General features: G+C 39.8%; 19 protein-coding genes. 4 read left to right on the top strand and 15 right to left on the bottom strand.

All coding sequences use genetic code 11. The annotated features are described in order from the left end of the window. The first annotated feature begins 48 nt into the window (after positions 1–48). From G3O08_RS17370 to G3O08_RS17360, 3 genes are read left to right on the top strand one after another with little or no spacing between them, the layout of a single operon-like run. Entirely contained in the window at positions 49–843 is a 795-nt protein-coding gene (locus G3O08_RS17370; RefSeq protein ID WP_163286729.1) for a class I SAM-dependent methyltransferase, read from the top strand. Then, on the top strand, positions 819–1,553 hold the full coding sequence (locus G3O08_RS17365) for a dolichyl-phosphate beta-glucosyltransferase (protein WP_163286728.1): 735 nt from the start codon (positions 819–821) through the stop codon (positions 1,551–1,553). The genes G3O08_RS17370 and G3O08_RS17365 overlap by 25 nt, the downstream gene beginning before the upstream one ends. 15 nt (positions 1,554–1,568) lie before the next feature. Continuing rightward, a complete protein-coding gene (locus tag G3O08_RS17360) occupies positions 1,569–3,143 on the top strand; it encodes an ArnT family glycosyltransferase (protein ID WP_163286727.1) in 1,575 nt (524 codons plus the stop codon). Between the two features lies 1 nt (position 3,144). On the opposite strand, the gene G3O08_RS17355 is transcribed toward G3O08_RS17360, so the two are convergent. From G3O08_RS17355 to G3O08_RS17305, 11 genes are all read right to left on the bottom strand, one after another. Next, positions 3,145–4,605 (bottom strand): voltage-gated chloride channel family protein, encoded by a 1,461-nt coding sequence (locus tag G3O08_RS17355; protein WP_204336926.1) that lies wholly within the window; start codon positions 4,603–4,605, stop codon positions 3,145–3,147. Between the two features lie 183 nt (positions 4,606–4,788). After that, positions 4,789–5,505 carry a glycosyltransferase family 2 protein gene (locus G3O08_RS17350; RefSeq protein ID WP_163286725.1) on the bottom strand — a complete coding sequence of 239 codons (717 nt, stop codon included), beginning with the start codon at positions 5,503–5,505 and terminating at the stop codon, positions 4,789–4,791. Positions 5,506–5,644: 139 nt separating this feature from the next. After that, a complete protein-coding gene (locus G3O08_RS17345; RefSeq protein ID WP_163286724.1) occupies positions 5,645–7,198 on the bottom strand; it encodes a hypothetical protein in 1,554 nt (517 codons plus the stop codon). A gap of 41 nt (positions 7,199–7,239) precedes the next feature. After that, positions 7,240–9,045 (bottom strand): glycosyltransferase family 39 protein, encoded by a 1,806-nt coding sequence (locus G3O08_RS17340; protein WP_163286723.1) that lies wholly within the window; start codon positions 9,043–9,045, stop codon positions 7,240–7,242. A gap of 70 nt (positions 9,046–9,115) precedes the next feature. Then, the gene (locus tag G3O08_RS17335; RefSeq protein WP_163286722.1) at positions 9,116–9,778 is read right to left on the bottom strand and encodes a CoA transferase subunit B; all 663 of its coding nucleotides are present in this window, start codon (positions 9,776–9,778) and stop codon (positions 9,116–9,118) included. A gap of 590 nt (positions 9,779–10,368) precedes the next feature. Beyond that, positions 10,369–12,156, bottom strand: a complete 1,788-nt coding sequence (locus tag G3O08_RS17330; protein WP_163286721.1) for a hypothetical protein — start codon at positions 12,154–12,156, stop codon at positions 10,369–10,371. 24 nt (positions 12,157–12,180) lie between these two features. Then, on the bottom strand, positions 12,181–12,879 hold the full coding sequence (locus G3O08_RS17325; protein WP_163286720.1) for a CoA transferase subunit A: 699 nt from the start codon (positions 12,877–12,879) through the stop codon (positions 12,181–12,183). Positions 12,880–12,891: 12 nt separating this feature from the next. Then, complete coding sequence (locus G3O08_RS17320) at positions 12,892–15,312, bottom strand: penicillin-binding protein 1A (protein WP_163286719.1); 2,421 nt, start codon at positions 15,310–15,312, stop codon at positions 12,892–12,894. 51 nt (positions 15,313–15,363) lie between these two features. Continuing rightward, the gene (locus G3O08_RS17315; protein ID WP_163286718.1) at positions 15,364–15,864 is read right to left on the bottom strand and encodes a gliding motility lipoprotein GldH; all 501 of its coding nucleotides are present in this window, start codon (positions 15,862–15,864) and stop codon (positions 15,364–15,366) included. A gap of 4 nt (positions 15,865–15,868) precedes the next feature. After that, entirely contained in the window at positions 15,869–17,188 is a 1,320-nt protein-coding gene (locus G3O08_RS17310; RefSeq protein ID WP_163286717.1) for a PSP1 domain-containing protein, read from the bottom strand. Between the two features lie 24 nt (positions 17,189–17,212). Then, a complete protein-coding gene (locus G3O08_RS17305; RefSeq protein WP_163286716.1) occupies positions 17,213–18,352 on the bottom strand; it encodes a DNA polymerase III subunit in 1,140 nt (379 codons plus the stop codon). Positions 18,353–18,923: 571 nt separating this feature from the next. Between G3O08_RS17305 and G3O08_RS17300 the strand changes: the two genes are divergently transcribed. Beyond that, a complete protein-coding gene (locus G3O08_RS17300) occupies positions 18,924–20,114 on the top strand; it encodes a phosphoglycerate kinase (RefSeq protein WP_163286715.1) in 1,191 nt (396 codons plus the stop codon). A 91-nt stretch (positions 20,115–20,205) separates the two neighbouring features. On the opposite strand, the gene G3O08_RS17295 is transcribed toward G3O08_RS17300, so the two are convergent. The 4 genes from G3O08_RS17295 to G3O08_RS17280 form a co-directional block, all read right to left on the bottom strand. Next, positions 20,206–21,366: a dockerin type I domain-containing protein gene (locus tag G3O08_RS17295; RefSeq protein WP_163286714.1), complete on the bottom strand. Its 1,161-nt coding sequence runs from the start codon at positions 21,364–21,366 to the stop codon at positions 20,206–20,208. 472 nt (positions 21,367–21,838) lie between these two features. Then, a complete protein-coding gene (locus G3O08_RS17290; protein ID WP_163286713.1) occupies positions 21,839–24,448 on the bottom strand; it encodes a T9SS type A sorting domain-containing protein in 2,610 nt (869 codons plus the stop codon). A 300-nt stretch (positions 24,449–24,748) separates the two neighbouring features. Then, positions 24,749–25,552, bottom strand: coding sequence for a hypothetical protein (locus G3O08_RS17285; protein WP_163286712.1), 804 nt, complete (start codon positions 25,550–25,552; stop codon positions 24,749–24,751). A 10-nt stretch (positions 25,553–25,562) separates the two neighbouring features. Further along, positions 25,563–25,751 (bottom strand): hypothetical protein, encoded by a 189-nt coding sequence (locus G3O08_RS17280; protein WP_163286711.1) that lies wholly within the window; start codon positions 25,749–25,751, stop codon positions 25,563–25,565. Between the last annotated feature and the right edge of the window lie 238 nt (positions 25,752–25,989).

Below are 25,989 nucleotides of genomic sequence, written 5' to 3'. Positions count from 1 at the left end.
GAATACCTCTGTTGTTAATTTAATCGTCTTATTTTTGTAAAATTTTAAATGGACATTTGCGAATTAAATAATAATCCCAATTGGCGCGAACAGCGACATCCCTGGGAGCGTGCACGAGTTAAAGTAATCGCCGACATGCTGAAAGGAACTTTTGGAAAGAAGACGAGCAGCCTGCATATACTTGATATCGGATCGGGCGATGCCTATATGGTATATGAGCTTACGCGGATTTTTCCGGAATTGAAAGTGCACTGTATCGACATCGAATATACGCCTGAGATAAAGGCGGAGCTGATGAAACAGATTGGCGATGCAAATATTTCTCTTTACGATTCTCAAGATGAGTACAAGCTTGCTAACCCCAATTTCAGCCCTGATATTATTCTTCTTTTAGATGTAATAGAGCATATTGAAGATGACAAGGGGTTTCTAAAAGCCTTAATTTCACAAGATGTAATTGATTCAAAAACAAAGGTTTTGATTACTGTACCTGCTCATCAAAGCCTTTTTAGTGCGCACGATGTTTTCTTGAAGCATTTTAGAAGACACACGGTATCGACACTTTTGAAGACTTTAGAAGTATGCAACTTAAAATCACTCAAGAGCGGTTATTTTTTCTTTTCATTAGTTTCTGCTCGTTATATTCAGAAAAGATTAAACATAGGCAACGATGAAAAGGCCCAAAAGGGAATAAGCAGCTATAAGCCGGTATTTCTGGTTGATAAGCTTATATATAGCACATTGCTTTTAGACTACCATTTTTTTAAAGGATTACGCAGTCTGGGTATTCGTGGTTCGGGACTTTCATGCTATACAATATGCCAGCAAAAACAGGAATCGTAATTCCCTGCTACAACGAGGCGCAGCGGATTGATTTAGCAAGTTTTGAGGCCTTCGCTTCTGCGAATAATGAGTATCACATTTGCTTTGTTAACGATGGGAGTACAGATAAAACGGCAGTGGTAGTTTCGGCTTTCTGCCAAAAGAACCCCACTCAGTTTTCACTTCTCAATCTGGATGTAAACAAGGGCAAAGGCGAAGCAGTACGTGCAGGACTTCTCGCTTTAAAAAGTAGGGATGAATTTGAAACAATAGGTTTTCTCGATGCCGATTTAGCAACACCGCTTGAAGAGTTCAAGAAGCTCAACAATACATTGCTAAGAGGCTCTTATCAGGCAGTTTTTGGTTCGCGCATGAAGAAAATGGGCTCTAATATTGACCGCTCTGTGAAGCGACATATCATTGGACGATTTTTTGCAACATTGATTAGCGCTTCAATAAACCTGCCATTTTACGATACGCAATGTGGAGCCAAAGTGTTTAAACCAGACTTTTTAAACGGTATAATTGAAAAGCCTTTTATGACAAAATGGCTTTTTGATGTGGAGATACTTATTCGTTTAAAACAAAAGGTAGGCAAAGAAGCAGTTTATTCTCTCGTTTTAGAGATGCCTTTAGATGCGTGGACTGAAATGGGCGATTCCAAGATTTCAAAAGCAGACATTATCCGAATTCCAATAGATCTATTGAAAATTAGAAAACACTACAAATAAACTAACATGGGTACTATGTTTCAGAGACCAGCGTTTTTCGCATCGCCGACATGGGGTTCTATTTACAAATATTTAGGCCTTATTCTATTTGGAATAACACTGATTATTGGTGTTTTGACTTACGATAGCTACGGCTTGTCTTGGGATGACCCGATGCAACGCGGAACCGGACAAGTGAATTATTACTATATGTTTCACGATGACGAGGGTCTATTAACCTGGAGCGATAAGGATTATGGTCCAGCGTATGAAATCGTACTTATTATAGGCGAGAAAGCACTTGGCTTAACAGATTCGCACGATATTTATCTCTTTCGACATCTGGCTACACATATTTTCTTTTTGATCGGGGCGCTGTTTTGTTTTTTTCTGGTCGACTTGTTGTACAAGAATAAAATGCTCGCCGCAGTGGCATTTCTAATGATTGTGCTACACCCCAGGCTTTACGCTCATTCTTTCATTAACACCAAGGATGTACCTTTTCTTACCATGTTTTTTATTTCGTTTTATTTTCTCGCTCTAGCGTTTAAACGAAAGCGGTGGATATACTTTCTGCTTCTTGCTATATCAGTTGGTATTACAATTAACCTGCGCATTATGGGAGTAATGCTATTGTGCATTGTACCCGCTTTTTTACTTCTCGACATGATTGTAGAAAAGCGCTGGAAATGGAATAGCCTGTATCTCATCACGTTTGTTTCTGTAAGCTTGCTGACATTATATGCTACCTGGCCGTTTTTATGGCCGGCACCTATTGATAATTTCCTCGAAGCATTTAATAATATGCGGGATTTTAGATGGAACGGAACAGTACTACTCAATGGAGATATGATAAAGGCGGATGCGCTTCCCTGGTATTATCTTCCTGAATGGTTTACTATTACTACGCCTATTCTCTTTTTGTTTTTGGGAATAACCGGCGGCGCTTTCGTTCTATTTGGCTTTGTCAAGAAACCATTACAATATCTTAAAAACACAACTACGAGAAATAATTTGGCCTACGCTGCTTGTTTTATTGCTCCGTTTCTAGCTGTCATTTATTTCCACTCAGTGGTGTACGATGGCTGGAGACAGATCTTTTTCGTGTATGCAGGCTTCGTGTTGCTCATGATTTTTGCGTTGCATAAACTTGCGGCACTTAATTGGCTAAAAGGGTTTACCTACGTTACCTTGCTCTACTTTGTAGGTGTCAGCGTGTATTATTTCCCGTATCAAAATGTGTATTTCAATTCATTATTGGAGTTTAAAGAATCTGAATACATCCGCAGGCACTTTGAAATGGACTATTGGGGTATAGCAAATGTAGAGGCTCTGCGCTATATTTTAGAAAACGATACGTCGGCTATTATCAATGTAGGAGCGCTAAACCCAACTCCCGAAATAAATGTTGCATTATTAAAACCCGACGAACGAGCCAGATTAAACATGACTTTTTGGACTAATGATAAATCCAAGGATGACTATTACATAACAAATTACAGATGGCATCCAGAAAATCCACTTTTCTATTGGGGGATGGATGTTTATACCATTCGCAGAGGTAAAAATACGATTTGCACCATTTATAAAATGGAAAAGAAAGACGAATAGCTTAAAGCTTATACAGACTATACTGACTTGAATGGTGAAGTGCTTCTACATCTTCTGATGATATAAAGCGATACAGTTCAGGGCAACTTTCAGAGAAATTTATTGAGTTGCCAATTATAAGCAAATAATTGACAGGCAGGCTTTTTCCACTGAGGTTAGATCTGAAATTGAGACAAGGTATTTCGCCCGTTTCATTTTCATGGATGGTGAGGTGTGGGAAAGAATCATGATTCCAAATTACAGGAAAGTATCCATAATCAGCTTCGTAGTTGTCGAGAATGACCATCGGCTTTTCCAGCCCTGCATAACTTGAGTAATGATCCATAAACCATATATCAGTTTCATTTAGTACTGTCACAACCGAGTTTGGCGCTATCAATTCAGATACTTCTGATATTTCTTGAATGGAAGGATTTATCTGCATGTTTACCACTGCATATTGTGCCACGAGAACAAAGTGTGCCAACAATATTATTGAAATAGAAACAATAAGGGTAGGGCGAGAAAACTTCAGAAGGGATAAAACGAGTATTAAAAAAGGGAAAATCAGCAATCCCAGTCGAAGAGAGACATAAGAGCCACGACCATCTGAATCGGGCAGAAAAAAGTATAGCATAATAACAGTTAGTAGAGCAAAACCGGCAAAGAGTCGTTTGGATTTCTCAGGAATACTGATTGGTTTATCTTGATTATTGGTTTTATTTCGAAATCGATTAACTAGACTGATTATGATCAGGCCTAAAAAAACGAAAACAATAATCCGGGAATAGGGTAATTCGTTAACTGTGTTAAAAGCTATAATTGGTCTAAGATCAAAAAGATGCTTTAGTAAAGTAGAAATATCGAGGGAGTTAAAAATAGATTTTGAAATGGGGCGGTCAGCGAAATATTGATAAACAAAATACAAAGGCAATATAGATGCTATGATCGCTGAAATTATACGGCTTTTAATCAGGTCGTACCGTTTTACTTTCGCAGAATGAAAAAAGGCAATAGCAATATCCAACGCAAGCATCATCAGTAGGATGCCGAGAAGTACAAGATGAGCTGTGTAGGTTAGAAAAACCAGAGCAGTTAATCCTACAGCAAAAGACCATGAAAAAGGCTTGTGATTATTCCTAAGCCAATAACCAACTGTGAAAAAGAGAAGAACAATGCCAAAGCTGAAGTTGTAAAAACCCAATATAAACGGGTATGAAAAGATAAATGGAAAAATGAGATAAGTGAGTAGAATATTGCTTTCGCGAAATGATTTTAAAAGGTATCTAAAGCAATAAGCGAATAGAAAGACATAGGTAACGACCAATATCTTTTCAGCTATAAATGCTGGCAGAAAGGTGAGTAATAGAGAGAGAGCAAAATGACTTATCACATTTGGCATCAATGCGTTAATCTTGTAATATTCATGTAAAAATGAATTGGAATCAAATACAAGAAAGCTCCAGGTTTTCGCATTATACAAATGCGAGGGTCCATCTAGCGTTACGAAATATTGTCCTGCGAAGACTGGTAAAAGGGTAAAGATGCAAACTGCTAAAAAAATGGATTTTTCATTCTTTAGAAGAAAGTCAACTGGTTTTTTCTCAGTCAATTCAAGCTTTTGCCGAGAAAGTTTGGAACCAAACATACACAGTGAATTGCAAATTTACTTTGAGAATAAGTTATATTTCAGGATACAGTAAATCGCTCTAAAACCATCTTTCCAGCCTATTTTCTTGCCTTCCTCATAGGTTCGTCCGTAATAAGAAATACCCACTTCGTAGAATCTAATTTTCTCGATTCGCGAAAGCTTGGCGGTAACTTCTGGCTCAAAGCCAAATCTGTTTTCCTTTAAAGCTAAACTCTTTAGCATATCGGCACGCACTAATTTATAGCAAGTTTCCATATCTGTAAGATTCAGATTTGTTAGCACGTTAGAAATTGTGGTAAGCATTTTATTTCCAATGCTATGCCAGAAGAAAAGGATGCGGTGGGGGTTTCCGCCAATAAAACGAGAGCCATAAACAACATCTGCAAAACCTTCCAAAATAGGTTTTAATAAAAGGTTGTACTCACGGGGATCGTACTCAAGATCAGCATCCTGAATTATGATATAATCTCCGGTTGCTTCTTTTATTGCACGATGCAATGCCGCACCTTTACCCATATTTTTAGGCTGGTTAAAAAACTGAATATTTTGTTCAGGATTTTGACTCACATAATTTTGAACAGCTTCTTCAGTATTGTCAGTTGAGGCGTCATTCACAATTATTATTTCTTTTTGAATACCCTGATCGAGCGTAACAGCTTTTATCTTGTCGAGAATAAGGTGAATCGTTCTTCCCTCATTGTAAGCAGGTATTGCGATAGACAGTTGTTTCATAGGGTATTTCTACTTATAGAACCAAACCGCAAAGGTATTATTTTATTTATCTGATTCACGCAATTGATTTTGGGGTAATTTTTTGGGGTTATAAACTTGGCAGTCATGTGAATCGAGCGAATAAATTTCAATTGGAAAATCATTTTATAACCACCCGCAAGTCAGGATCAATCCCTACACTTTCAAGCCAGTACCCCCGGTTTTCTGCATTGGGTTCAATCCAATAAGGCGTAAAGGTTGCCGGTGAAGTAGCAGAGTAACCATTCAGGCATTTCAGTTCTAATGCCTGTGATGCAAGCATGGCATCGAGCTGAATGGCAGCGCCGTTGTCTACAATTTCGGGTTCATACGATATGAGTGTTCCGGCAGGCAAATGATTCATTTTTGCGACTAAAGCATCAACCCTTTCGCGAGCAATATTTTTGGGAGATCTATAGGTCATTTTGGGATCAACATAATTGTCGAGCACTATAAAGCCCAGAAGCAATGGAAAAATCACCATCTGCCTTTTTGGGAATTTTTCAGTCAAATATTTTACAAATATTCCTGCCACAAGTCCAAAAAAGAGAAGGTCAATTCCGATTATTCGGGTTAAGGAGCGGAGGGACTGAAAACCCGGAATTTTATAAATGTATTGATAAAGTGTAAAATCGTCAACGCGAATAAAGAAGAGCAAGGTGACAAGGCCGGCGATAAACAGCAGACTTATTTCCAATCGATTTTTCTCCTTGTATTTTAATAGAAGAAAACATGCTGCCATGAGCGAAATACAAACAAATATGCCTGGAAATAGCTGATGATTATACCAAGCAGGAATGTCAGTAGCAATTGCCTCTAAACTTTTCCAGAGCAGGCTACCGTTTTTGGCAAAAACGTAAGAAATAAATTTGGGAAGAGTGACGAATATATTTTCGTAAGAATCGGGTAGAGAGATTAAAGACCGCTGATAATATGGCCACATTAATTTGAATAGCAAGGCGGCATTCACTATGACTGAAGCTACCATAAATCCCCACCACTTCAGCTTTTTTACGTTTTGAAGAAGTAGCTTATATCGCCACGCTACTAAAGTGAGTGTAACTGCTACGAAAGGTAAAATGGTTAGCATTCCCAAGTAAATACCGCAATAGAATTGACCTACAACACAAAGTGCAGCAAGAAAAAAATATTTGGGTTTCAACTCTTTTCCGAATTTAAAAATGAAAAGAAAAGCAAGTGGAATAAAGAATCTTGCAAAAACTTGGGCATGCCCCATCTGGGATTGTGACGAGATGGAGAATGCGAATATAAAAGCGGCCACAGCTGCTGCATACCTATTTTTAAATAACCAATTGAATAGCCAATATGCGGCGGTAAAATTAAGCGCGAACACCGCTATAAACCAGAGTTGAAAGGATGTGAATGTGTCGAAGCCAAGAACCCTAAACACCGAATAAACCGGAACAGTACCCAGCAAATTATCAGAGACTGTTATCACGTTTTCAACCGGATACATAAAAGGGGCGTTCCAATACCATTCGTGCTTTCCCAATAAAAACTGATATCCATGCTCAAGCAAATAGATATTGAAGCGCGCGTCGCCTAAATCGCCGGGATAAAAAGAAAAGTCAAAACCCAGTAGGGCGATTGGCATAGCAATGAGACCTACGAGTATGGCAGAAAGAAACGGAATATTATTTTGGAAGGCTTTCATGTTATACTTTAGAACAAGTGTCGATCACGAAATAAGGTGTTCTAATTATCTTCAGATTTAACAAAAACTTCTAATCTTAATTCTTTTAAGATTCCAGCCTCCAAACCTCTATTCCAAAGGTATGCACTAAATTTATCGTTGGTGCTGCGCATTGGAGGAGTAAGATACACTGATGTAGCAGTATAAAGATTGGCCACAAAATTGGTATCAACTAATACTTGAGGAAAGTCTCTGCCCTGATAGCCGTAAGCCCCATTGTGATTAAAAGTGGTGACGAGTACAGCGCTTTTGGGGGGAGATCCCTCAAAAACTGCTGAAAAAAGAATGAAGGAATAATCGGCATCAGACAAATCTTTATAGGGTATCGAAAAACCTTTTGGCCACTCATTACCAGCAAGGTTCTGATTTTCTTCATCAACTGCAAGTTCAACTGTGTTGGCGAGCTCATATCCATCGGGCAAATTATAGTTAGGTTGCATATATATGTCGTAATGGCTAAACCCCAGCAAATCTTTATTTTCCGGATTTTGGTACAGATCAAAAAAGCTGGCAAAGTAGTAATCTGCAGTAACAGTTTCACCAGTGAGAACTCCATTGTGAAATTGTTTGGTTTGCCAAATGCTTAAAACTACAAACACGGGAATAAGTATTGCCGGCAAAAATGAAAATTTGTGTTTCTTAAAGAATGCAAAATTAATTAATCCTGCCAGAGGGATACTCAATAAGGCATAGGCCTGACCCATTGCTCTTTGCGAAAATCCATTGCCATACCACCAGTTAGTCCATGAAGATGCCAGATATATAAAAAGGACGGTGTAAATCAGAACAACCTGCATCGTTCTATCCTTTTTGTAAGATTTGTAAATAAGAAAAATGAGAACTAAAATCATCAATGGTGTATAAACCAGCCATCCCGATTTGAAACTAAATAAAAATGGAATGGTATGCGGGCTCAAGAAGTCTAATCCTTCAGCCGGATTACCGTAGCTGTCTATAAACCAAGAGCCACCTGCATATTTCCAATAACCGAATTGAATAAATGCGAAAAACACAATCGTTCCTATAAGAAGAAAAACCTGCTTTTTACGTTTGAAAAAACTTTTAATTTCTTCTTTTAGGAATAAACCCGGAATAGTAAGCGGCCACAGAATGGCGGGAATAAGTGTGACAAAATCAGTAGGCCTATTCAGGCAAATCAGTCCAAACACACATCCCACGCCGATGATTAGGCCATTTGTCTTTTCTTTAAAATAACGGTCAACCAGCCAAATAAACCATGCAACCAGAAAAAATAACGATCCTTGAGCAGATAGCGCTGAACCCATAAAAAGGCTGAAGGCATTGGTACCGAAAAATAGAACTACAAGGGTAATTCCAACTACCTTATCACTAAAGTGTAATCGGAGTATTCTGCCCACAAAATAGAAACCGAGAAAATGATATATCAGGCCACCAATGCGCATAGCAATATCATAAGGTTTCGAAAACCCATCGGCGGGAAAATCGCTTAGCAAAGCTGTAATATGGGCTATAATGAAGAATGGCAGATATAATAAGGCTTGACCGATGGGGTACCTCACTATTATTCTACCATTGGGAAGGGTTGTAAACTGATAAAGTGTGGTACTCGGATCGTATTTTTCGAAAATCGGCTTTATAGAGTCTAAGCTTTCTAAAATTAAAGAATGATCTACAAAAATGAGTTTCAAATAGTAATAGAAACCAAAGGCATCCCACGTTATAGCGCCTCCATCACCTATTACGCGGCTAGTTTCAAAAATTAGAAATGCGCCGATTACAAGAAGTGCGACAAGGGTGCTTCGGTTAAGTTTGAAGTTACTGGTCAAGATGATTTTTTATTTTTTGCTGAAAAGTGTTAATTTCAAAACTTTGAATCTTATCAAAGGAATTCTGATTTCACTCCACCTCTACATTCACCACATCATCTGGAATAATCAATTTTCCTTCAGTTGCTGCCTTCACTTCATCAAGAGTTACTCCCGGTGCAATCTCTCTAAGAATAAACCCGCCATTTGGATCGATATCAAGTACCGCAAGATCTGTTACAATGCGTTTTACGCAAGCCACGCCTGTAAGCGGAAGAGAACAGTTTTTAAGCAATTTGCTTTCGCCTTCGCGGTTGGTGTGCTGCATGGCAACTATAATATTTTCGGCAGATGAAACCAAATCCATGGCGCCACCCATGCCTTTCACCATTTTGCCGGGAATTTTCCAGTTGGCAATATCTCCATTTTCAGAAACTTCCATGGCACCCAATACGGTAAGCTGAACGTGCTGTCCGCGTATCATTGCAAAACTCATGGCAGAATCAAAAAACGAAGCGCCGGGCTTGGCGGTAATGGTTTGCTTTCCGGCATTTATCAAATCGGCATCTTCTTCTCCGTCAAGCGGAAAACGACCCATTCCCAGAATTCCATTTTCGGATTGAAATTCAACTGAAATTCCTTCGGGAACATGATTGGCAACAAGGGTGGGAATGCCTATTCCCAAATTCACGTAATAGCCATCTTTCAATTCGCGGGCAATGCGTTTTGCAATTTGATCTTTTGTTAATCCCATCTTCGCTTATTTTAATTTGTAAAGATAAGGAATCCAGTTTTGTTTTTGGTTTTGGAATTTGAAGGTTAGTTCGGTTATAATAAAATCGGTGCTCTTCATTTCTAGAATAAATATTATTGTCAGTAAATTTTATTGGAAATCAATTTCTCATCTTGTTCTAAGTCTATCATTGACGAATTTGATAAAGTGTTGACGACCAAGTCATTTAGTCGTGTGCGCTCCGCAGCGGTATTTACCCTGCGGAAAACATCTTCAAACTAGAGATAGTACATTTCTAAAGCAGCAATTATCTAAACTTAATTGAATAATTATGGCCGCAGGGCGCAAGCCCAGCGGAGCGGATCGCACTGATTGTCGGAGCGGTGGCCAAGTCGTATAGAGGTGTGCGCTCCGCAGCGGTAGGTACCCTGCGGAAAATGTTTTCACTCTAGAGATATTATATTTCTACGGTAACACTTATCCAAATTTAATTGAATAATAATGGCCGCAGGGCGCATGCCCAGCGGAGCGGATTGGGGGCGCGTGAGACGTTAATAAGCAAGTGGTTATGATAAAAACCCGAAGGGTGTGGAAAACTCAAGAAAGCAACCCTATTCCACAACTTCTCCATGGTACAAGCGAACATTTATAACAGTAATTTCCTGCTGCACCTTATCGATATTCCAAAAATAAACAACAAAGCGTTCACTTTCTGCTGGTAGCGACACTGGTCTTCGAAAGTGTAAAGTTTGTCCGTCCCAACTGTTTTGAATCCATTTCAATGGAACAATATCGTAGTAAAGCTTATTGTTGGTAGGGTTTGAGCTGGTAATGATTATTTCGGTATTCAACGGAATATTGGGAGAAGCGACCTTAATTTCCACTTCGAGAATATTTGCATTTCTGATTACGGTATCATTATAGGTATCCAAAATATTGTGATACTCAAAATCGTCATTGAAGTAAAGCGTAGAGTCGAGTTCAAAAATCGGAGTAAGGTTTAGATCGGCTTTGCGCTTGTAAATTTTCATGTTGCTCTCATCTTCAAAAACCAAATCGTAATCAGCTTCGGTTTTGACACAATTCATGGGATGGCAGAGAATATAATCTGAAAGGTGAAATGTATCGCGCCAGTCTTCGGCAAAAGGAACGCCCATTATATCGGCGCGCACATTGTGGTAGCCCCAGCTCATAGACAAGAGCCGGTCGCCGCTTATTATTAAAGGGGTGTCACTTTTTTCACGTTCGGCATTAAAGTAATCATACGCATCAATCGACACCGGATAAATAACCCAACCGAGGGTGTAACCAAGATTGAGCTGGGCCAACATGCTAATTGGGAAAGCGACTAAAAGTACGACAGTCCACTTAAACTTGCGGTATTTTGTGGAAACATGGTCTACGAAATACCCAAAAGTGAGAATAAATAGTGGAAGGAAATAAATGGCTATCCGGTCTTCGGGAAAGTTTACATCCATCATAAAGTTCAGAAGTATTGATCCCAAAGCATTTCCCAAAAGGAAAACGGCTGCAATCATACCCGCATTGGCAAAATTAAAATGCTTACGCGCAAATGCGGCGATAAGAGATACGGAGGCGATAAGCCCAATAATTGTAGCCATCCACGCAAGTGTCATCGATTCTGTGTCAAAGCCAAATCGAAAAAGGCTTTTTACCGTTACTTTGACAAATCCATCGCCCAATCCATAATAGAGCAGCCCCATTTCCTTCATGTCGAGTGCGTAAATTGTGGCAAAGACAAAAGGGATGAGACCAAACATCACAAAGACAACCCAGTTAGAGCGGCTGAAATTCTTCTTCCCTTTAAAAAGGAGCAGTAGGAAAATTCCGCCGAGAATCATTAGAAAAGTATTCATCAATGACATATTGGCCATTACCGTTAAGGCAATAAAAACCCAAATAAGTAGCTGGTGGCGTGGCGATTTTGATTTTATGAAAGCATTGATATAGTAAATGGCTCCGAGTAGGAATGCAAAACTAAGTCCGTAACCGCGTGATTGGGCAAAAAACTCAATAAGAAAAGGAGCTGTGATTAGTGCAATTGACGTAGGGAGTTGAACCAGATTTGATTTGATCTCGGTGGTTAGCTTATAAGCGAATAGGGCGTAAAGCGGAAACAAAATGAGATTTGGAAGTCGAAGCCAGAAAAGATCACTTCCAAAAATTTTATAGAGGGGATAGACCAAAAGCGAGTTCAGGAAATGGTTATTGGCATCCCAAAGCGTGTAGTAGGGAACGAATTTATTTGACTGGATATAATGGAAAAAAGTAGCGGCTTCGTCGTGCGAAATGGGTACAGTGATGCTTCTGATTATTAGATAAATAAAAACCAGAATAGCGGTAAGTGCAAAAATGTTTCGGTTAAGGATTTGTGTCATGCTCTTATCGGATTTACAACCCGATTATTCACGTGGTCTCACAGTGCGTTGCTCAATACGCTTTTCGTAATTTTTGCCTTCGAATATGCGCTGTACAAATATGCCTGGTGTATGAATGCAGTTGGGATCTAATTCACCTGCCGGAACCAGTTCTTCGACTTCGGCAATGGTAATTTTTCCGGCAGTAGCCATAAGTGGATTAAAATTTCGGGCGGTGCCATTAAAAATTAAATTCCCTTCTGTGTCTCCTTTCCAGGCTTTGACGATGGCAAAATCGGCGTCAAATCTTTGTTCAAGCACATACATTTTGCCGTCAAATTCGCGCGTTTCTTTTCCCTCGGCTACTTCAGTACCATAACCGGCAGGAGTAAAAAAAGCAGGAATTCCTGCACCTGTCGCCCGGCATCTTTCTGCAAGGGTGCCCTGCGGAATGAGCTCTACTTCAAGCTCTCCACTAAGCATTTGGCGCTCAAATTCCTTGTTTTCGCCTACGTATGAAGAAATCATTTTTTTAATCTGATTTTTTCTCAATAAAAGACCAAGGCCAAAGTCATCGACACCGGCATTGTTTGAAATGCAAGTTAGATTATTAATATCCGTTTTAGTAAGTTCAGAAATACAATTTTCAGGAATTCCGCAAAGGCCAAAACCGCCCAGCATCAAAGTCATTCCAGATTCTATTCCTTTTATTGCTTCTTTGGCATTTGCCACAACTTTATTCATATTTTCAAACTTTTACCAGGAAAGTGCGTCCTGGGCATCAAACATATTCTTATTTCGTGCGTAGTCATCGCAATCTAGTTCTACGGTAATTCCTTCAGGTCTTTCAAAGTCAGACTGGCTGATGTTTACGTCTTTATCGGCATAAGCCGCCTTCATAAAGTAACCCCAAATAGGTAGCGCCATGTTTGTACCCATCCCGAGCTGCAAGGTACGGAAATGTACGCTTCTATCTTCGGCACCTACCCATACTCCGGTAACCAAATCGGGCGTAAGCCCAATAAACCAACCATCAGACTGATTCTGTGTCGTTCCGGTTTTTCCGGCAATCTTTATTGAGCGGTCAAAGCCGTCGTAATCTCGGGTGGGCAAATCCATGCGCAGGCGAATGGCCGTGCCCGAAGTTTTGCCCTGATGCTTGTTGTAAACCCCATCAACCACTCCTTCCATAAGGCTAAGCATGGTGTAGGCAGTACGTTCATCCATCGCTTCCTTTGTTTCGGGTTGGGTATTGTAAATCGAATTTCCGTTTTTATCTTCAATTCTAAGCACATAAATAGGATCGATATGTACGCCCATATTTGCAAAAGTAGCATTGGCAGATGTTATTTCCATAAGCGAAAGGTCGGCAACTCCAAAGCCAAGTGATACAACGGGATCCATATGGCTTTTAATCCCCAGATCTTTTGCAAGTTGTATAATTGCCTCCGGGCCAAATTGCTTCATTACCCAAGCTGTAACAGTATTTATAGAATTGGCCAGACCCCATTTTAAAGAAACCATATATCCATAATCGCGGCCGGGATCGTGAGGAGTATAATCTTGCTGCAGGTTAAATGTACCGGCGTGAAAAGTAGTAGGCACTTTTGGAATTTCATAACAAGGCGAGTAGCCTTCGCGAATTGCTGTAGCGTAAACGAAGGGTTTAAAGGTAGAGCCTACCTGTCGTTTTCCCTGCTTTACGTGGTCGTACTGAAAGTACTTGTAGTTATTGCCGCCTACCCATGCTTTTACAAAACCCGTTTTTGGGTCAATGCTCACTAATCCCGCTTGCAGCAGGCCTTTGTAGTAAAGAATGCTGTCCATTGGCGTAAGCAAGGTATCTCTTTCTCCTTTCCAGGTAAATACCTTCATAGGGACCTTTTCTGTTCTGAAATACGTTTCAATACTGTCTTTTGGCACAGACTTCCATTCCTCAAGGCAGTCTTCGTTCTCGCAGATATAGCCCACATGTCCATCAATTTTATGCGGCTCAATATTTACGCGTCGGTGACAATTGGGACATTCTTTTCCGCTCATTATGCGGTATCGCTGTGTACGGCGCAAAGCTGTTACTTCTATGCGTTCTACCTCTTCATCAGAGAGGTCGTTTGAAAATGGTGGGTGGGTGTTACGCTCCACATCTTTGGCAAATTGTGCCTGTAGCTCGCCACCAAGATGTTTTTTTACCGCATCTTCGGCGTAAGCCTGCAAACGCGAATCTATAGTTACGAAAACCCGTAACCCATCGCGGTACATATTGTATGGCTCGCCGTTTTTCTTTGAATACTTGAATTTTCCATTTTCGTTTTTTTCTTCAAAAAGCTGCCCTAGCTCACCGCGCAAAATTTCACGGAAATATGGAGCCAGACCTTCCTGGTGATCAACAGTTTGAAAGTCGAGACCCAGCGGGAGCGTTTTTAGTGAATCGTAGGAAGCTCTATCAAGATATCCGTTCTTAACCATTTGGTTTAAAACCACATTCCGTCGTTTGATTGTAATTTCCGGGCGCTTAATGGGGTTAAAAAGAGCCGGGTTTTTAGCCATTCCTACCAGCATTGCAGCCTGTTGAATTTTTAAAGTGTCTGGGCTGCTGTTAAAATAAATCGACGCTGCAGATTTTATTCCCACTGCCTGATGTATCCAGTCAAATTTATTGAGATAGAGAGTAAGTATCTCCTCTTTTGTGTATTGGCGCTCTAGCTTTACAGAGATAATCCACTCTTGAAATTTTTGAAAAACACGTTGAAAGCCATTTGCCGGTCTTTCGGTAAAAAGCATTTTGGCAAGCTGCTGCGTAATGGTACTCGCTCCTCCTTTAGAACCAAGATAAATTGCCGCTCTTGCTGTTCCGCGCAAGTCTATTCCCGAATGCTCGTAAAAACGCTCATCTTCGGTAGCAACAAGCCCCTCTATGATATAGGGAGACAACTGGTTGTAATTTATATTGGTACGATTTTCCAGATAAAAACGCCCCAGCACTTGCCCGTCAGATGAAATAACTTCGGTGGCGAGATTTGTTTTGGGATTGGCGAGGGCTACCGTATCAGGCAAGTCGCTGTTAGATGCGAAATAAAGCATCAATCCCAGCAAAATAAAGGGCAATAGCCCAAGAACCCAGATCAGAAAGACAAGCTTTCCCGATACTTTCTTCTTTTGTTTTGGAGTTTCTTCCATACCGTTGTTTTCGTTTTTACTAACGCGAAAAGCTTTTATTACTTGTGTGATTTATTGGTTTACTGGTTGCTTATCAATTTTCAACCCGATATTTTGTATTCCTTTTAACGTGTCTGTTCGCATAGCTTGCTCAATTTCAAACACATACTCTCCCGAAATTGGAAATCGCTTATTGTATTTAAACAAAATTGTATTTGTTAGGTGTCGGCTACTGTTTAAAAAACCGCTTCCGCTGCCTATCCATTTTCCGGTAGCATCGGCCAATACGATGCCTACCGTATCGCGCGAAGTTTTTTCATTTGGAAAAGTGGTTTTTACAAATACGTATAAGTTTCGATAAGGGTATGCCTCGGTATTGCGCACATTGATGTAAAAATTGTGCTGGCTTACCGTGTCAGAGATGTCCACTTTTAAAATAGCCTTTTCTGAAGTGAGCCATTCCGCATTTGGAATTTCAACATTCTTTTCAAAGATGAAATTATCATCGGCACACGATGTTAAAATCAATGAAGCAAAAACGCTAAAAGCAAAGATGAATGAAAAGCTTTTCACAGTTTTAATTGGCATTTCCTTTATCCGAATTTCCTTTTCCCGCATCTCCCTGATTCCGGTTTCTGCGTTTGGGTTTGTTTTTTCTACTCTTGGCCGGGTTGTCTGATTTGGATTTGCCTTGCGGCGAATCACCTCTGTTTGAGGCGCCTTTGGTATTTGCTTGAGGCGATTTCTTTTGACCGTCTTTCTGATTTGGGTTTCTTCGTTTTTTCCGGTTTTTAGATTTCTTTTTGCCCTCATCAAACCTGGTAAGGCTATCTTGACCTACTACGTTTCCGTATACCACTTCTTTGGGCTCTTCGGTTTCTACATATGATTTTAAATCGATAGGAAACTTATCATCGTTATTCATTTCCAAAATCTCTGCAACCCGGTCTTTGTGCAATGGTACAGGGATAGATATCCCGTCTTCGTCATAGATATACCACATAATCCCCTTAAAAATATCGGTTTTTAGGTGGTTTGCAATTCCTTTTTTGGTTTTTAACCTATTGTAGTTTTTAGGAAAAGTGCTCAGTGCATCCAGATACGAGTCAAGCTCATAGTTGAGGCAGCACTTTAGTTTACCACATTGTCCGGCAAGTTTCTGAGTATTTAGCGCAAGCTGCTGATAGCGCGCTGCACTGGTAGAAACAGATCTAAAATCGGTAAGCCAGGTGCTACAGCACAATTCGCGGCCGCAGCTTCCAATTCCACCCAGACGACCGGCTTCCTGGCGAGCGCCAATCTGCTTCATTTCTATGCGCACCTTAAAGGTATCCGCAAACTTTTTGATCAGCTCTCTAAAGTCCACACGACCCTCAGCGGTATAATAGAAAGTGGCTTTTGTATTATCTGCCTGAAATTCAATATCGCTGATCTTCATTTCGAGACCCAGAGCGATAGCAATTGTACGGCTTTTATACATAGTATCCTCCTCGCGACCTCTTGCCTCGCGCCATTTATCCATATCTTCGGACGTGGCTTTGCGCAACACTTTTCGAGAATCGCGTGCGTTTTTCATCGCCCGCTTAGTCTCCATTTGCAGTCTTGCCAGCTCGCCCGATGCCGAAATTATTCCCAGGTCGTGCCCCGGACTACCTTCTACTACCACAGCATCGCCGGGGTTTAGTGATGACTTGGTGGCATTTCTAAAAAACTCTTTCCTCCCGTTTTTAAAACGGATTTCTACATATTCAAACGGCGTAGCATTGCCGGGTAATTCCATATTTCCAAGCCAGTCAAAAACTGCCAGCTTGCTGCAACCGCCCGTTGAGCAGGTGCCATTGTTTTTACATCCTGCGGGCGTACCACCTTTTCCATTACTACAACTTTCACATCCCATGCTCTTCAATTATTTTGTTCAAAATTAAGAATTGTGTTGAGGTGTGCGTGTTTTAAATAATTTTGCCATATCGCTGCCCATTTTCATGAATAATAAATGGGCATTTACGTTTCGCTTTACCATATAGTGGCCATCGCTCAAAATATCGTGAAAACCTGCTAGATCATTAGACACCATAAACGGCGCAAATTTTACTGCAAATCCCGCCGCCTCATTGTCAAAACGTGCCTGCTCTTTACCCACATAAGCATATAAAATGCTTTGGTGAAAGAACTGAAGTCCGTATTCCAAAAAATTCTGTTGCTCGTCTCGCGAAAGCTTTGAAATTTTATCACAAGCCGTCAATATCTTGTAATAATCGTTTGTGGCTGCCGCACGCATCCACTGCGAAAATAACTCAAAATATTTGGAAGTGCTCTGATTGGCTGCAACCATCTTTTTCGCTTTGGCATAATCGCCGTCTGCAATACGGGCAATATTGAGTGCATTGGTTCTATCGGTATCAAAACGCTCTACCAGCGCATTTGCCATCACTTCATCTGATATATGTTCGCATTGTACAAGCTGGGTACGCGAGTTTATTGTCGGAAGTAAATCTTCGGCCGAGTCGGTAACCAAAATAATAAGTGTTTTGGGTTCAGGCTCTTCCAGCGTTTTAAGCAGTTTGTTTTGTGCAGATGGGTTTAACTTATCGGCATGCCAGATGATTAAAATCTTATGACCACCGGCAAACGATTTAAGGGTGAGACGTTTTACAATCTCATTGCTTTCATCGGCTGTGATAATAGATTTTTTGTTTTCGCTGGCTATCTGCAATTCCCAATCGCGTAAATCCAGATAGGGATCTTTGGCAACTGTGCTAATAAACTCACGCATCTGTGGATTACAGGTTTTTATACTGGTGGTTTTCACAAATGGAAATGAAAAATGTAGGTCGGGATGACCCAACACATCCATTTTTTTGCAGGCAGCACATTTTCCACAGCGATCTGTTTCGCTTTTGTTTTCACAGAATATATATCCGGCAAAGGCCAGTGCAAGTGGAAGTTTTCCATTGCCCACACCACCCGTAAATAGTAAGGCATGGCTTACATGACCTTGCTTTACCGTTTTTATCAAGTGGGTTTTTACAGCTTGCTGACCTATTATTTCTTTAAAATACACGCATTCTAATTAATTCTCAAAGGTAAGAATTATCAGGTTTTTTCAGCTAATTTCTGATCTGCCGCTATAACCACGGTTTAAACTAATCTCTACACACATTTCGACACCGCTCAACTTAGTGGAACGCTCTCACGTGGTCATTGAGCAAAGTCGAAATGCAGCGAAGTAAGTAATGCAACGCATCTTTTTTTGCTCTAAACCCAGTTACGTTAACATAAATGCTGCTCAAGATGGAATTCTCTTATCACAATCTGAATATTTTTGTTTTTCAAAAGATCAAACCACTGGCTATCAATGCCTGCGCGCGCCCCCAACCCCTGAAGGGGAGCTTCTGCCGCACACCATATCGTTCCTTGAAAAAGCCTTATTATAGGAATGCACAGGTGCGGTAAGGCATTGATTAACAGAATTTTAATTGGTTGAAAATTTACGAGTATAATGATCAACTACGATGTGTACTGAGATTAGCTGTTTGAAAGAGCTAAACCCACTACAAATTGATTAGATTAAAGACTCCCGTATTTTTAACTACGAAATGTTTCTATTTTTGCGGCGTAGCAATATTAAATAGATGAAACGCATAGAAGATTACGATTTTACTGATAAACGCGCTTTGATACGTGTTGATTTCAATGTACCGCTAAATGACAAATTTGAAGTAACTGATTCTACCCGAATTAAGGCAGCAATCCCAACCATTCTTGCTGTTTTGGAAGGAGGAGGGTCGGTGGTGCTCATGTCTCATCTAGGCAGACCAAAAAATGGACCTGAAGATAAATTTTCATTAAAACACATCATACCAACGCTCGAAAAAGAGTTGGGAGTCATAGCAAATTTTGCCACCGATTGCATTGGCGATGAAGCCAAAGAACTAACCTCAAACATCACAGCCGGAGAGGTGGTTCTACTCGAAAATCTGCGTTTTCACAAAGAAGAAGAAGCCGGTGATGAATTTTTTGCCGGACAGCTTGCCGAGCACGGAGATTGCTATATAAACGATGCTTTTGGAACGGCACACAGAGCGCATGCTTCCACAACGATAGTGGCAAATTTTTTCCCGGAAGATAAGATGTTTGGAAAATTGCTTTCAAATGAACTTGAGAGTCTTGATAAAGTGCTCAACAGCAAAGAAAAGCCTGTTCTGGCCATCATTGGTGGAGCAAAAGTAAGCAGCAAAATAACCATTCTGGAGAGTATCCTTCCGGTTGTTGATCACATAATTATCGGTGGTGGAATGAGCTATACTTTTGAAAAGGCAAAAGGTGGAAAGGTGGGAAACTCTTTGGTAGAAGATGATTATTTAGAAACTGCAAAAGAGCTTATCAAAAAAGCCAAGGAGCAAAATGTAGAAATTCATTTGCCGGCAGATTCTGTGATTGCAGATGATTTTAGAAACGATGCCAGCATAGACCTTTGTGCTTCAAGCGAAATTCCAGACGGATGGATGGGGCTTGATATTGGGCCTGATGCCGTAAAAAAGTTTTCGGAAGTTATTGCCAAGAGCAAGGTTATATTATGGAACGGGCCGATGGGTGTCTTTGAAATGGATAATTTCGCAAAAGGTACCGAAGCAATTGCCAAGGCGCTTGCTGATGCTACTAAAAACGGAGCATACACGCTTGTAGGCGGCGGAGATTCTGTGGCTGCGATTAATAAATTTAAACTTGCAGATCAGGTGAGCTACGTTTCTACGGGTGGTGGTGCGATGCTTGAATATTTGGAAGGAAAAACACTTCCTGGCGTTGCCGCCATTCGGAAGTAGAACTAACCTGACTTCTACGCAATAGAAATTTTTAAAAAGAAGCCCATGCAATCTGCACGGGCTTCTATTTTTTTAAAAATAAAGGGAGCTGTTAATACGCTATCAGCGAAAAATCTAAAAGATTAATATTCCCGTCGCAATTTAGATCATAAACAAAATCGTAACAGCTGCTGCTGGCCGAGCATCCAAAGCTCTGGCTAAAGAGGCTGATATCAAGTAGGTTTGTTACTCCATCACCATTAAAGTCGCTTGTTTTGTCTGCGCAATCATCACCATCTTCTTCTTCATCGCACACCAAAAAGTCAATCAAGCTGTTTTCGATTGCGCTCGCGGCCCTATCGGCCTGTCCCTGGGTAATAAGGGTTTTGCAGCTTTGACTAAGGTAATCCATCACGTTATAGCTTATGTCGCCACAAGCCCCACTGCAGCCGGAGCCCTGTGTTTGCGGAGCTGTATCTGCCACGCGGTCTCCCTGGATTAATGGATTGGACTCTTCAGAGCAACTCTGACCCTGAAAAGTGTGAAAAACGGCAAAGTTGTGAAGTAACTCGTGGGTCCAGGTATAGCCAAGATCGGTATATGATTTTAAATTGAAATTTTGATCATACTCCTCCTCGAGTTGTTCTGCACCAAATGCGTTGTATAAATTATAATTGGCATAGACGATGCTTGTCGTGGGAAAGTAGGCATATGCCTGAACGCCACCGCCTATATTTCCATCTATGCTGCTTACAACATAAGAATTAAGGTATTTCTTTCCGTTCGCATCTTCGCCCCAGCTCAATGCCTCTGTAAGCGTGCCTGCCGAAATAGCATTTACATTATTATTCTTCAATCCGTAATTGCTCCATGCGTCTCCCCAAAGTTCGTGGCCGTCGTGGTAAATTATTCCGGTAGTGGGATTACCTTCGGGGTCGTACTCCGCGAGTTTTAATTGATAGTCCAGAGCAGCGCCTTCGTTTTGCATAAGCGAATCGTTGGCAAAAAACTGATTTGTAATTCTTATTTGACTCTTTACCTGCTCGGGAGTAATCTGTCCACTGTAAAACAGATTATCCATTGCTCCGTCATACACCACGTGTACAACTACCCGAAGGGTATTACAATTTGATCTTGATGCTGTTTGGGGCATTTGCATTGCCGCTTCCAGCTGTTGAAATTCTAATGTGTCAGCAATTCTGACGTCGCATCCACTTTGAGCGAAAGTAAAAGCTGATACTAAAATCGATAGGGATAATAAAACGATTTTCATTTAAGGGGGGGGGGTTAAACTTTAATAAATAGAAGAATCCTCAAACGACTAACAGTAACGTGATACTGCGTAGTTTAAAGGGCAATCTGTACGAAAATTTCTCTGTGATTGATTTGCAAGTTATCTTGCAAGGGGCAACGGGGGCAAATATGATAAAATATTTAAATATAGATAGTTCGTTCTAAAAGGAAATATATCAGTTAAATTTCTAAATTTTATCGACAGAAGGATTATGTTAAAAATAAAACGTCGTAAAATAGTAGATTTATGACCCCAAGTGGGGATTTTGGTGCTCAAAAAGCTGAACATTGATTTTCTTCTTTCCTTTTCCCAAATAATCAGCTTTCACGGAGGTGTTATATTGTTTTAACATCCTAGCCGTCATTCAAATCGAGGATATTAGAAGAACCGGGCGAAAAGCTAAATTCATTGTAATAGCATCAACTAGGTCAAATCTGCTATTTTTTAAAAGTTATTTTGTGACAATAAGCTTTTCTGTAAATACCTGATTATTACAGTCTGCCTTGATGATGTATGTTCCCGGAGCCACTCCTGAAAGATCTATTTCAACCTCATTAGATGAAAATTGAATGTTTCTCTGTTTTAAAACCCTACCTGTCAAATCAAAAAGGGTGATAGCCGAGATATCATTTCCTGTGGAGCGAATATAAAATACATCATTAGCAGGATTAGGAAAAACTTCTATGAAGCCTTTTGACTTCTCCTGAATTGAAAGAGGCGTAGCCAATTCATTCATACGGTCTTTAATGTCAACCATTAACGATGAAGCAACATTGTTAGCCTGATATGAGCTTGAATTATTGCAGAAACTAGCAACATCGCTATTATCAATATAATCCAAAATCGGAGAATTGTAAAAATCTCTGCGAATTCTCATAGTTGTATTTGGCTCATAAGATGACGAGTTGCTCAACTGTATTTTATTGAGAGCCTCTAAATTTAGTTTGTATGGTGGAGTGACAGTTAAATCACCGTCAATAAATATTTCTTCAGCCCGAACAAAGAGGTCGTTCCCAACAACTTCAGTAACTTCAGGATGTGTAGGCGAAAAATTTTCATCGCCTAAGTATAAAATTCCTGATGTATACGCATCAAAGGTGCCTGGCACTTCTAGATTCCAAGATTGAGGATTGTCTAGAAAGTTAATCTGGTCTTCTGCATCAAATAGCACCACGGTAGTGACTTGAGTTGTATTGACCGGTTCTCCGAGATATCCAACTTGATCAAAGTAATTATCTTGTAAAATCTTAATTTCTATTCGGGCTACGCTATTTCTAATTTTTGAATGAGTAAAGGGCTGATAATTTGGATTATAGCATACTCCATCTGCTAGTGGAGTTTCAAAAACCCATCTAGCTATATCAGTAATATCTAGAGAGTATACGTACTGGTTTAGTTTAGATATCGGAATCCATTTTGATGCAAATTCTCTCATAAGACCGCCGTTCTCCAAAGGGAAATTATGCTCTAAATGGAAATTATTTGAATTATATTCAGTTAGAAAAAACTTGCTTCCAGAATAATTCCAATCTTCTATTTCAGGAACCTCATTCACTAAAGTAGCTTCAATCCTAACATATGAATTTGTTTTAGAATAGTCAAAATCAAGACTTCTATTTAAAGCAATTTCAATATCAGTAGCTTTTAATTTTAGTCTAGTGTGGCCTCTAATTTCTTTTTCTATAATACAAGTATACGGAGGATTATTGCCGCTGGGTGGAAGCTGATTAAGTTCGTCCTCATTATTAGCAACCTCTTCAAATTCGTGATCAGAATCAAAAAAGATTTGAAATTCAGGCATTCTAAGCAACGCACTTATTCCCATCACTTTATTATAAGCCGGAAAATTACTTGGATAAAGTTGGGTCTTGCCATACCCAAAAAGTGATCCATTGTCTTCATAATTAGTTATTCCGCCTGGAATCAACAATGGAGTTGTACGTTGGTAAAATAACCTGGTAAGATCTCCTTTGTATGATGTCTCAGCAAATGATGCCATAGGTGCTGAAGGTTTTACAGGCTTCGTTGGTTTCTTGCCAAATACTTCGAAAGCAGCATAATCCACACCAGCTCCAACTAAACCCTTAACAGCGTTATTAGTTATTTTATTACCGCTGTCGGCTCCATCAAATATCCCTTCTGCTTTGAGAACATTATCAAAAACGCTTCCTGCTGGAATTGCCAGATTCACTCCGCTTGTAATCAGGTTTTTGCCGACATCGAGTAAAGCCCATTTAGCATTATTCCAACCTTCATTGAAATCATCCATATCATCGTTGTAACTATCTAACTTATTTTGATATTTCGTCAGCATATCATCCATCCTTTTGTAGGTGGCTGAGCCTGGGGTATAGTCATCAGGGTCGATCTTAGAAAGATTCAAGAATTCGTCATTCAGATTGGCTTCAGTTATGGCATTTTCCGTTTCTATTGTACGGGACAATAAATCTATATCAACGGTTTCTATGGTCTCAAAAAGAAACTCGATTTTCCCCGGGGTTTTTAAACCATCATATTGTCTTAAGCAAATACAGGGATCAAAAGCCATTTGAAATTCAGCTACAATCCAATCACTAGAATTGATTGCCTGAACTCTCGGACCAATTTGTTGAAATGACTCAGATGGTTGATCCAAAGGTAAATCATATGGTGAAGCATGACGGAAAAGACCTGAGACATTCTGATTTACTTGATCAAAATCTAAATATTTCAAAGTTACCGCCCATTCCTGAAAACTTGATGACAGATTGTTTTGCCATACATTTGCAAAAAGTCTCAGAGTTCCCCGATATCGATTATATAAAACAAAATAAGGTACATTAGAGGGAGCTATAGCATCGAGAATTTCAGGATCTAAAGGATTGTCTATAGCATTCCCCGTAGCGTAATATGTGCCAGTAGACGGATTGTCATAAGCATCACCATTCGGGTATTTTCCGGTATTCATCCAGAGTAATTCCCAGCCATCTTCCCATCGCCAATCTCGATCATTTTCATCTGTTGGTGCCCCTCCGGAATTGAGGTGATTCGATTGATGATTGTTTGCAAAAGGGTTGCGCATGTTGTAATTACTGGCATTTCCGAAATTATGCTCCCACCCCGCATTCAGGTCAAGTGAAATAACGGTGCCAGGAGACCAATTCATACTCGTGTTTAAAAACGAGTTAATGGTGTATGGTGTTGGATTTGGGGTGGTTGTGCTGTTCGGATACCAATCATTTTTTAGAGGCAGAAATTCGTTATTAATTGGATTTAATGGATAAGTTGAAATATCCTTCTCGCATTGAGCTATTGAGTTAACGCTTGCAATGAGAATACCAATAATGAGTAATATTATATCTTTTTTCATATTTCATCGTCATTAATTCAAAACTCTGCCAGAGAGTTTGAAAGGTTGGTTTAAGTATTGGTATTCCATGGTTACTGTACGTCTATCTACAGAGTCAACCGTGAGTAATCCTCTTGGCATTAAATTTCCATCCGAACCAGAAAGAAAGTTCTCCAAATTTCTTCCACCAAAAGGAATGTCTATTGTGTCTCCTAGGTTGTGAAAGTTAATGGCAAGAGTCAACGGATTATTTTCCTCAATGGGCGGTATACCTATAGGGGAGCCATCTTCGTATATCCAAGTCAATTCAAGGTCAAAGGAGTCTGTCTCATTCTCAAACACCATCCTAAACCTTCCATAAGAGAGAAATTCATTCCAAAACTCTATAATATAATAAGTAGCACTAGTACTATCTCGACCGGTCAGATTTTCATAGCAAGCACTATCAACTGGAAAAGTAATCACATGACTTACGGTAATGAATTGAGGTCGTTCTATCGGATGCGATCGAGTAAAAACCGGATCAGTTATAATTTCTGACCCAAGATACCATGTATGCTCATATTCCGGACCTGTGTATGGCGAACTAAACTGAACATCATTGTAAAAAACAGAATCATAAGGTGCCCAAAAAAAACCTTCACCTGGTCTAATGTATTGCTCACGCATTTGAATTTTAGCTGTAGGTTCTTCAACCGCATAACACGGATCATAATTCTCACATTCAGGATTTGAAGGATCGCAACATTCATTTTCATCATCGTTTTTACAAGAAACAAGAAAGATGAAAATTGACGAAACAAAAATCAGGTTCCAAAAAGACAAATAATTTTTCATAGCGATAGAGTTATTTTTCTTCGAGATCTTTTCGCAAAGCTTCTATTTCTTTCTGTTGTTGCAATAAGTAAAGCGTCAACTCTTCTACCTTAATATTTAACAATCTAATAGTTTCGCCTGTTTGCAACCCATCTGCAGCAACTTTTTCGGCAGTTGGCATTTCTGGCAAATGGCCATTCTTATCAATAAAATCTTGCAACTCATTTAAAGGAAGTAAGGGATAGTCATTATGAAAAACGAAATCCCCCCAGTCATCTTTTATTAGTATCTAAAGTTTCGCAGGAGCTATTGTGTTGATAATTAACATTGTAAAGTTAAAAAGTGCAGCATTTTTATTACTTTAAGATTCTGAAAAACAGTATCTTAAAGGCGTAATTCCAAATACGTAAAAATGCTGCAATCCAAAGATATTAAAAATTTGTCAGAGCTGACTACTT

Source organism: Cryomorpha ignava (assembly GCF_010686655.1).
GTDB classification, from domain to species: domain Bacteria; phylum Bacteroidota; class Bacteroidia; order Flavobacteriales_D; family Cryomorphaceae; genus Cryomorpha; species Cryomorpha ignava.
The sequence above is the reverse complement of the archived record's forward strand: the minus strand, read 5'-3'. Positions and strand labels throughout refer to the sequence as shown.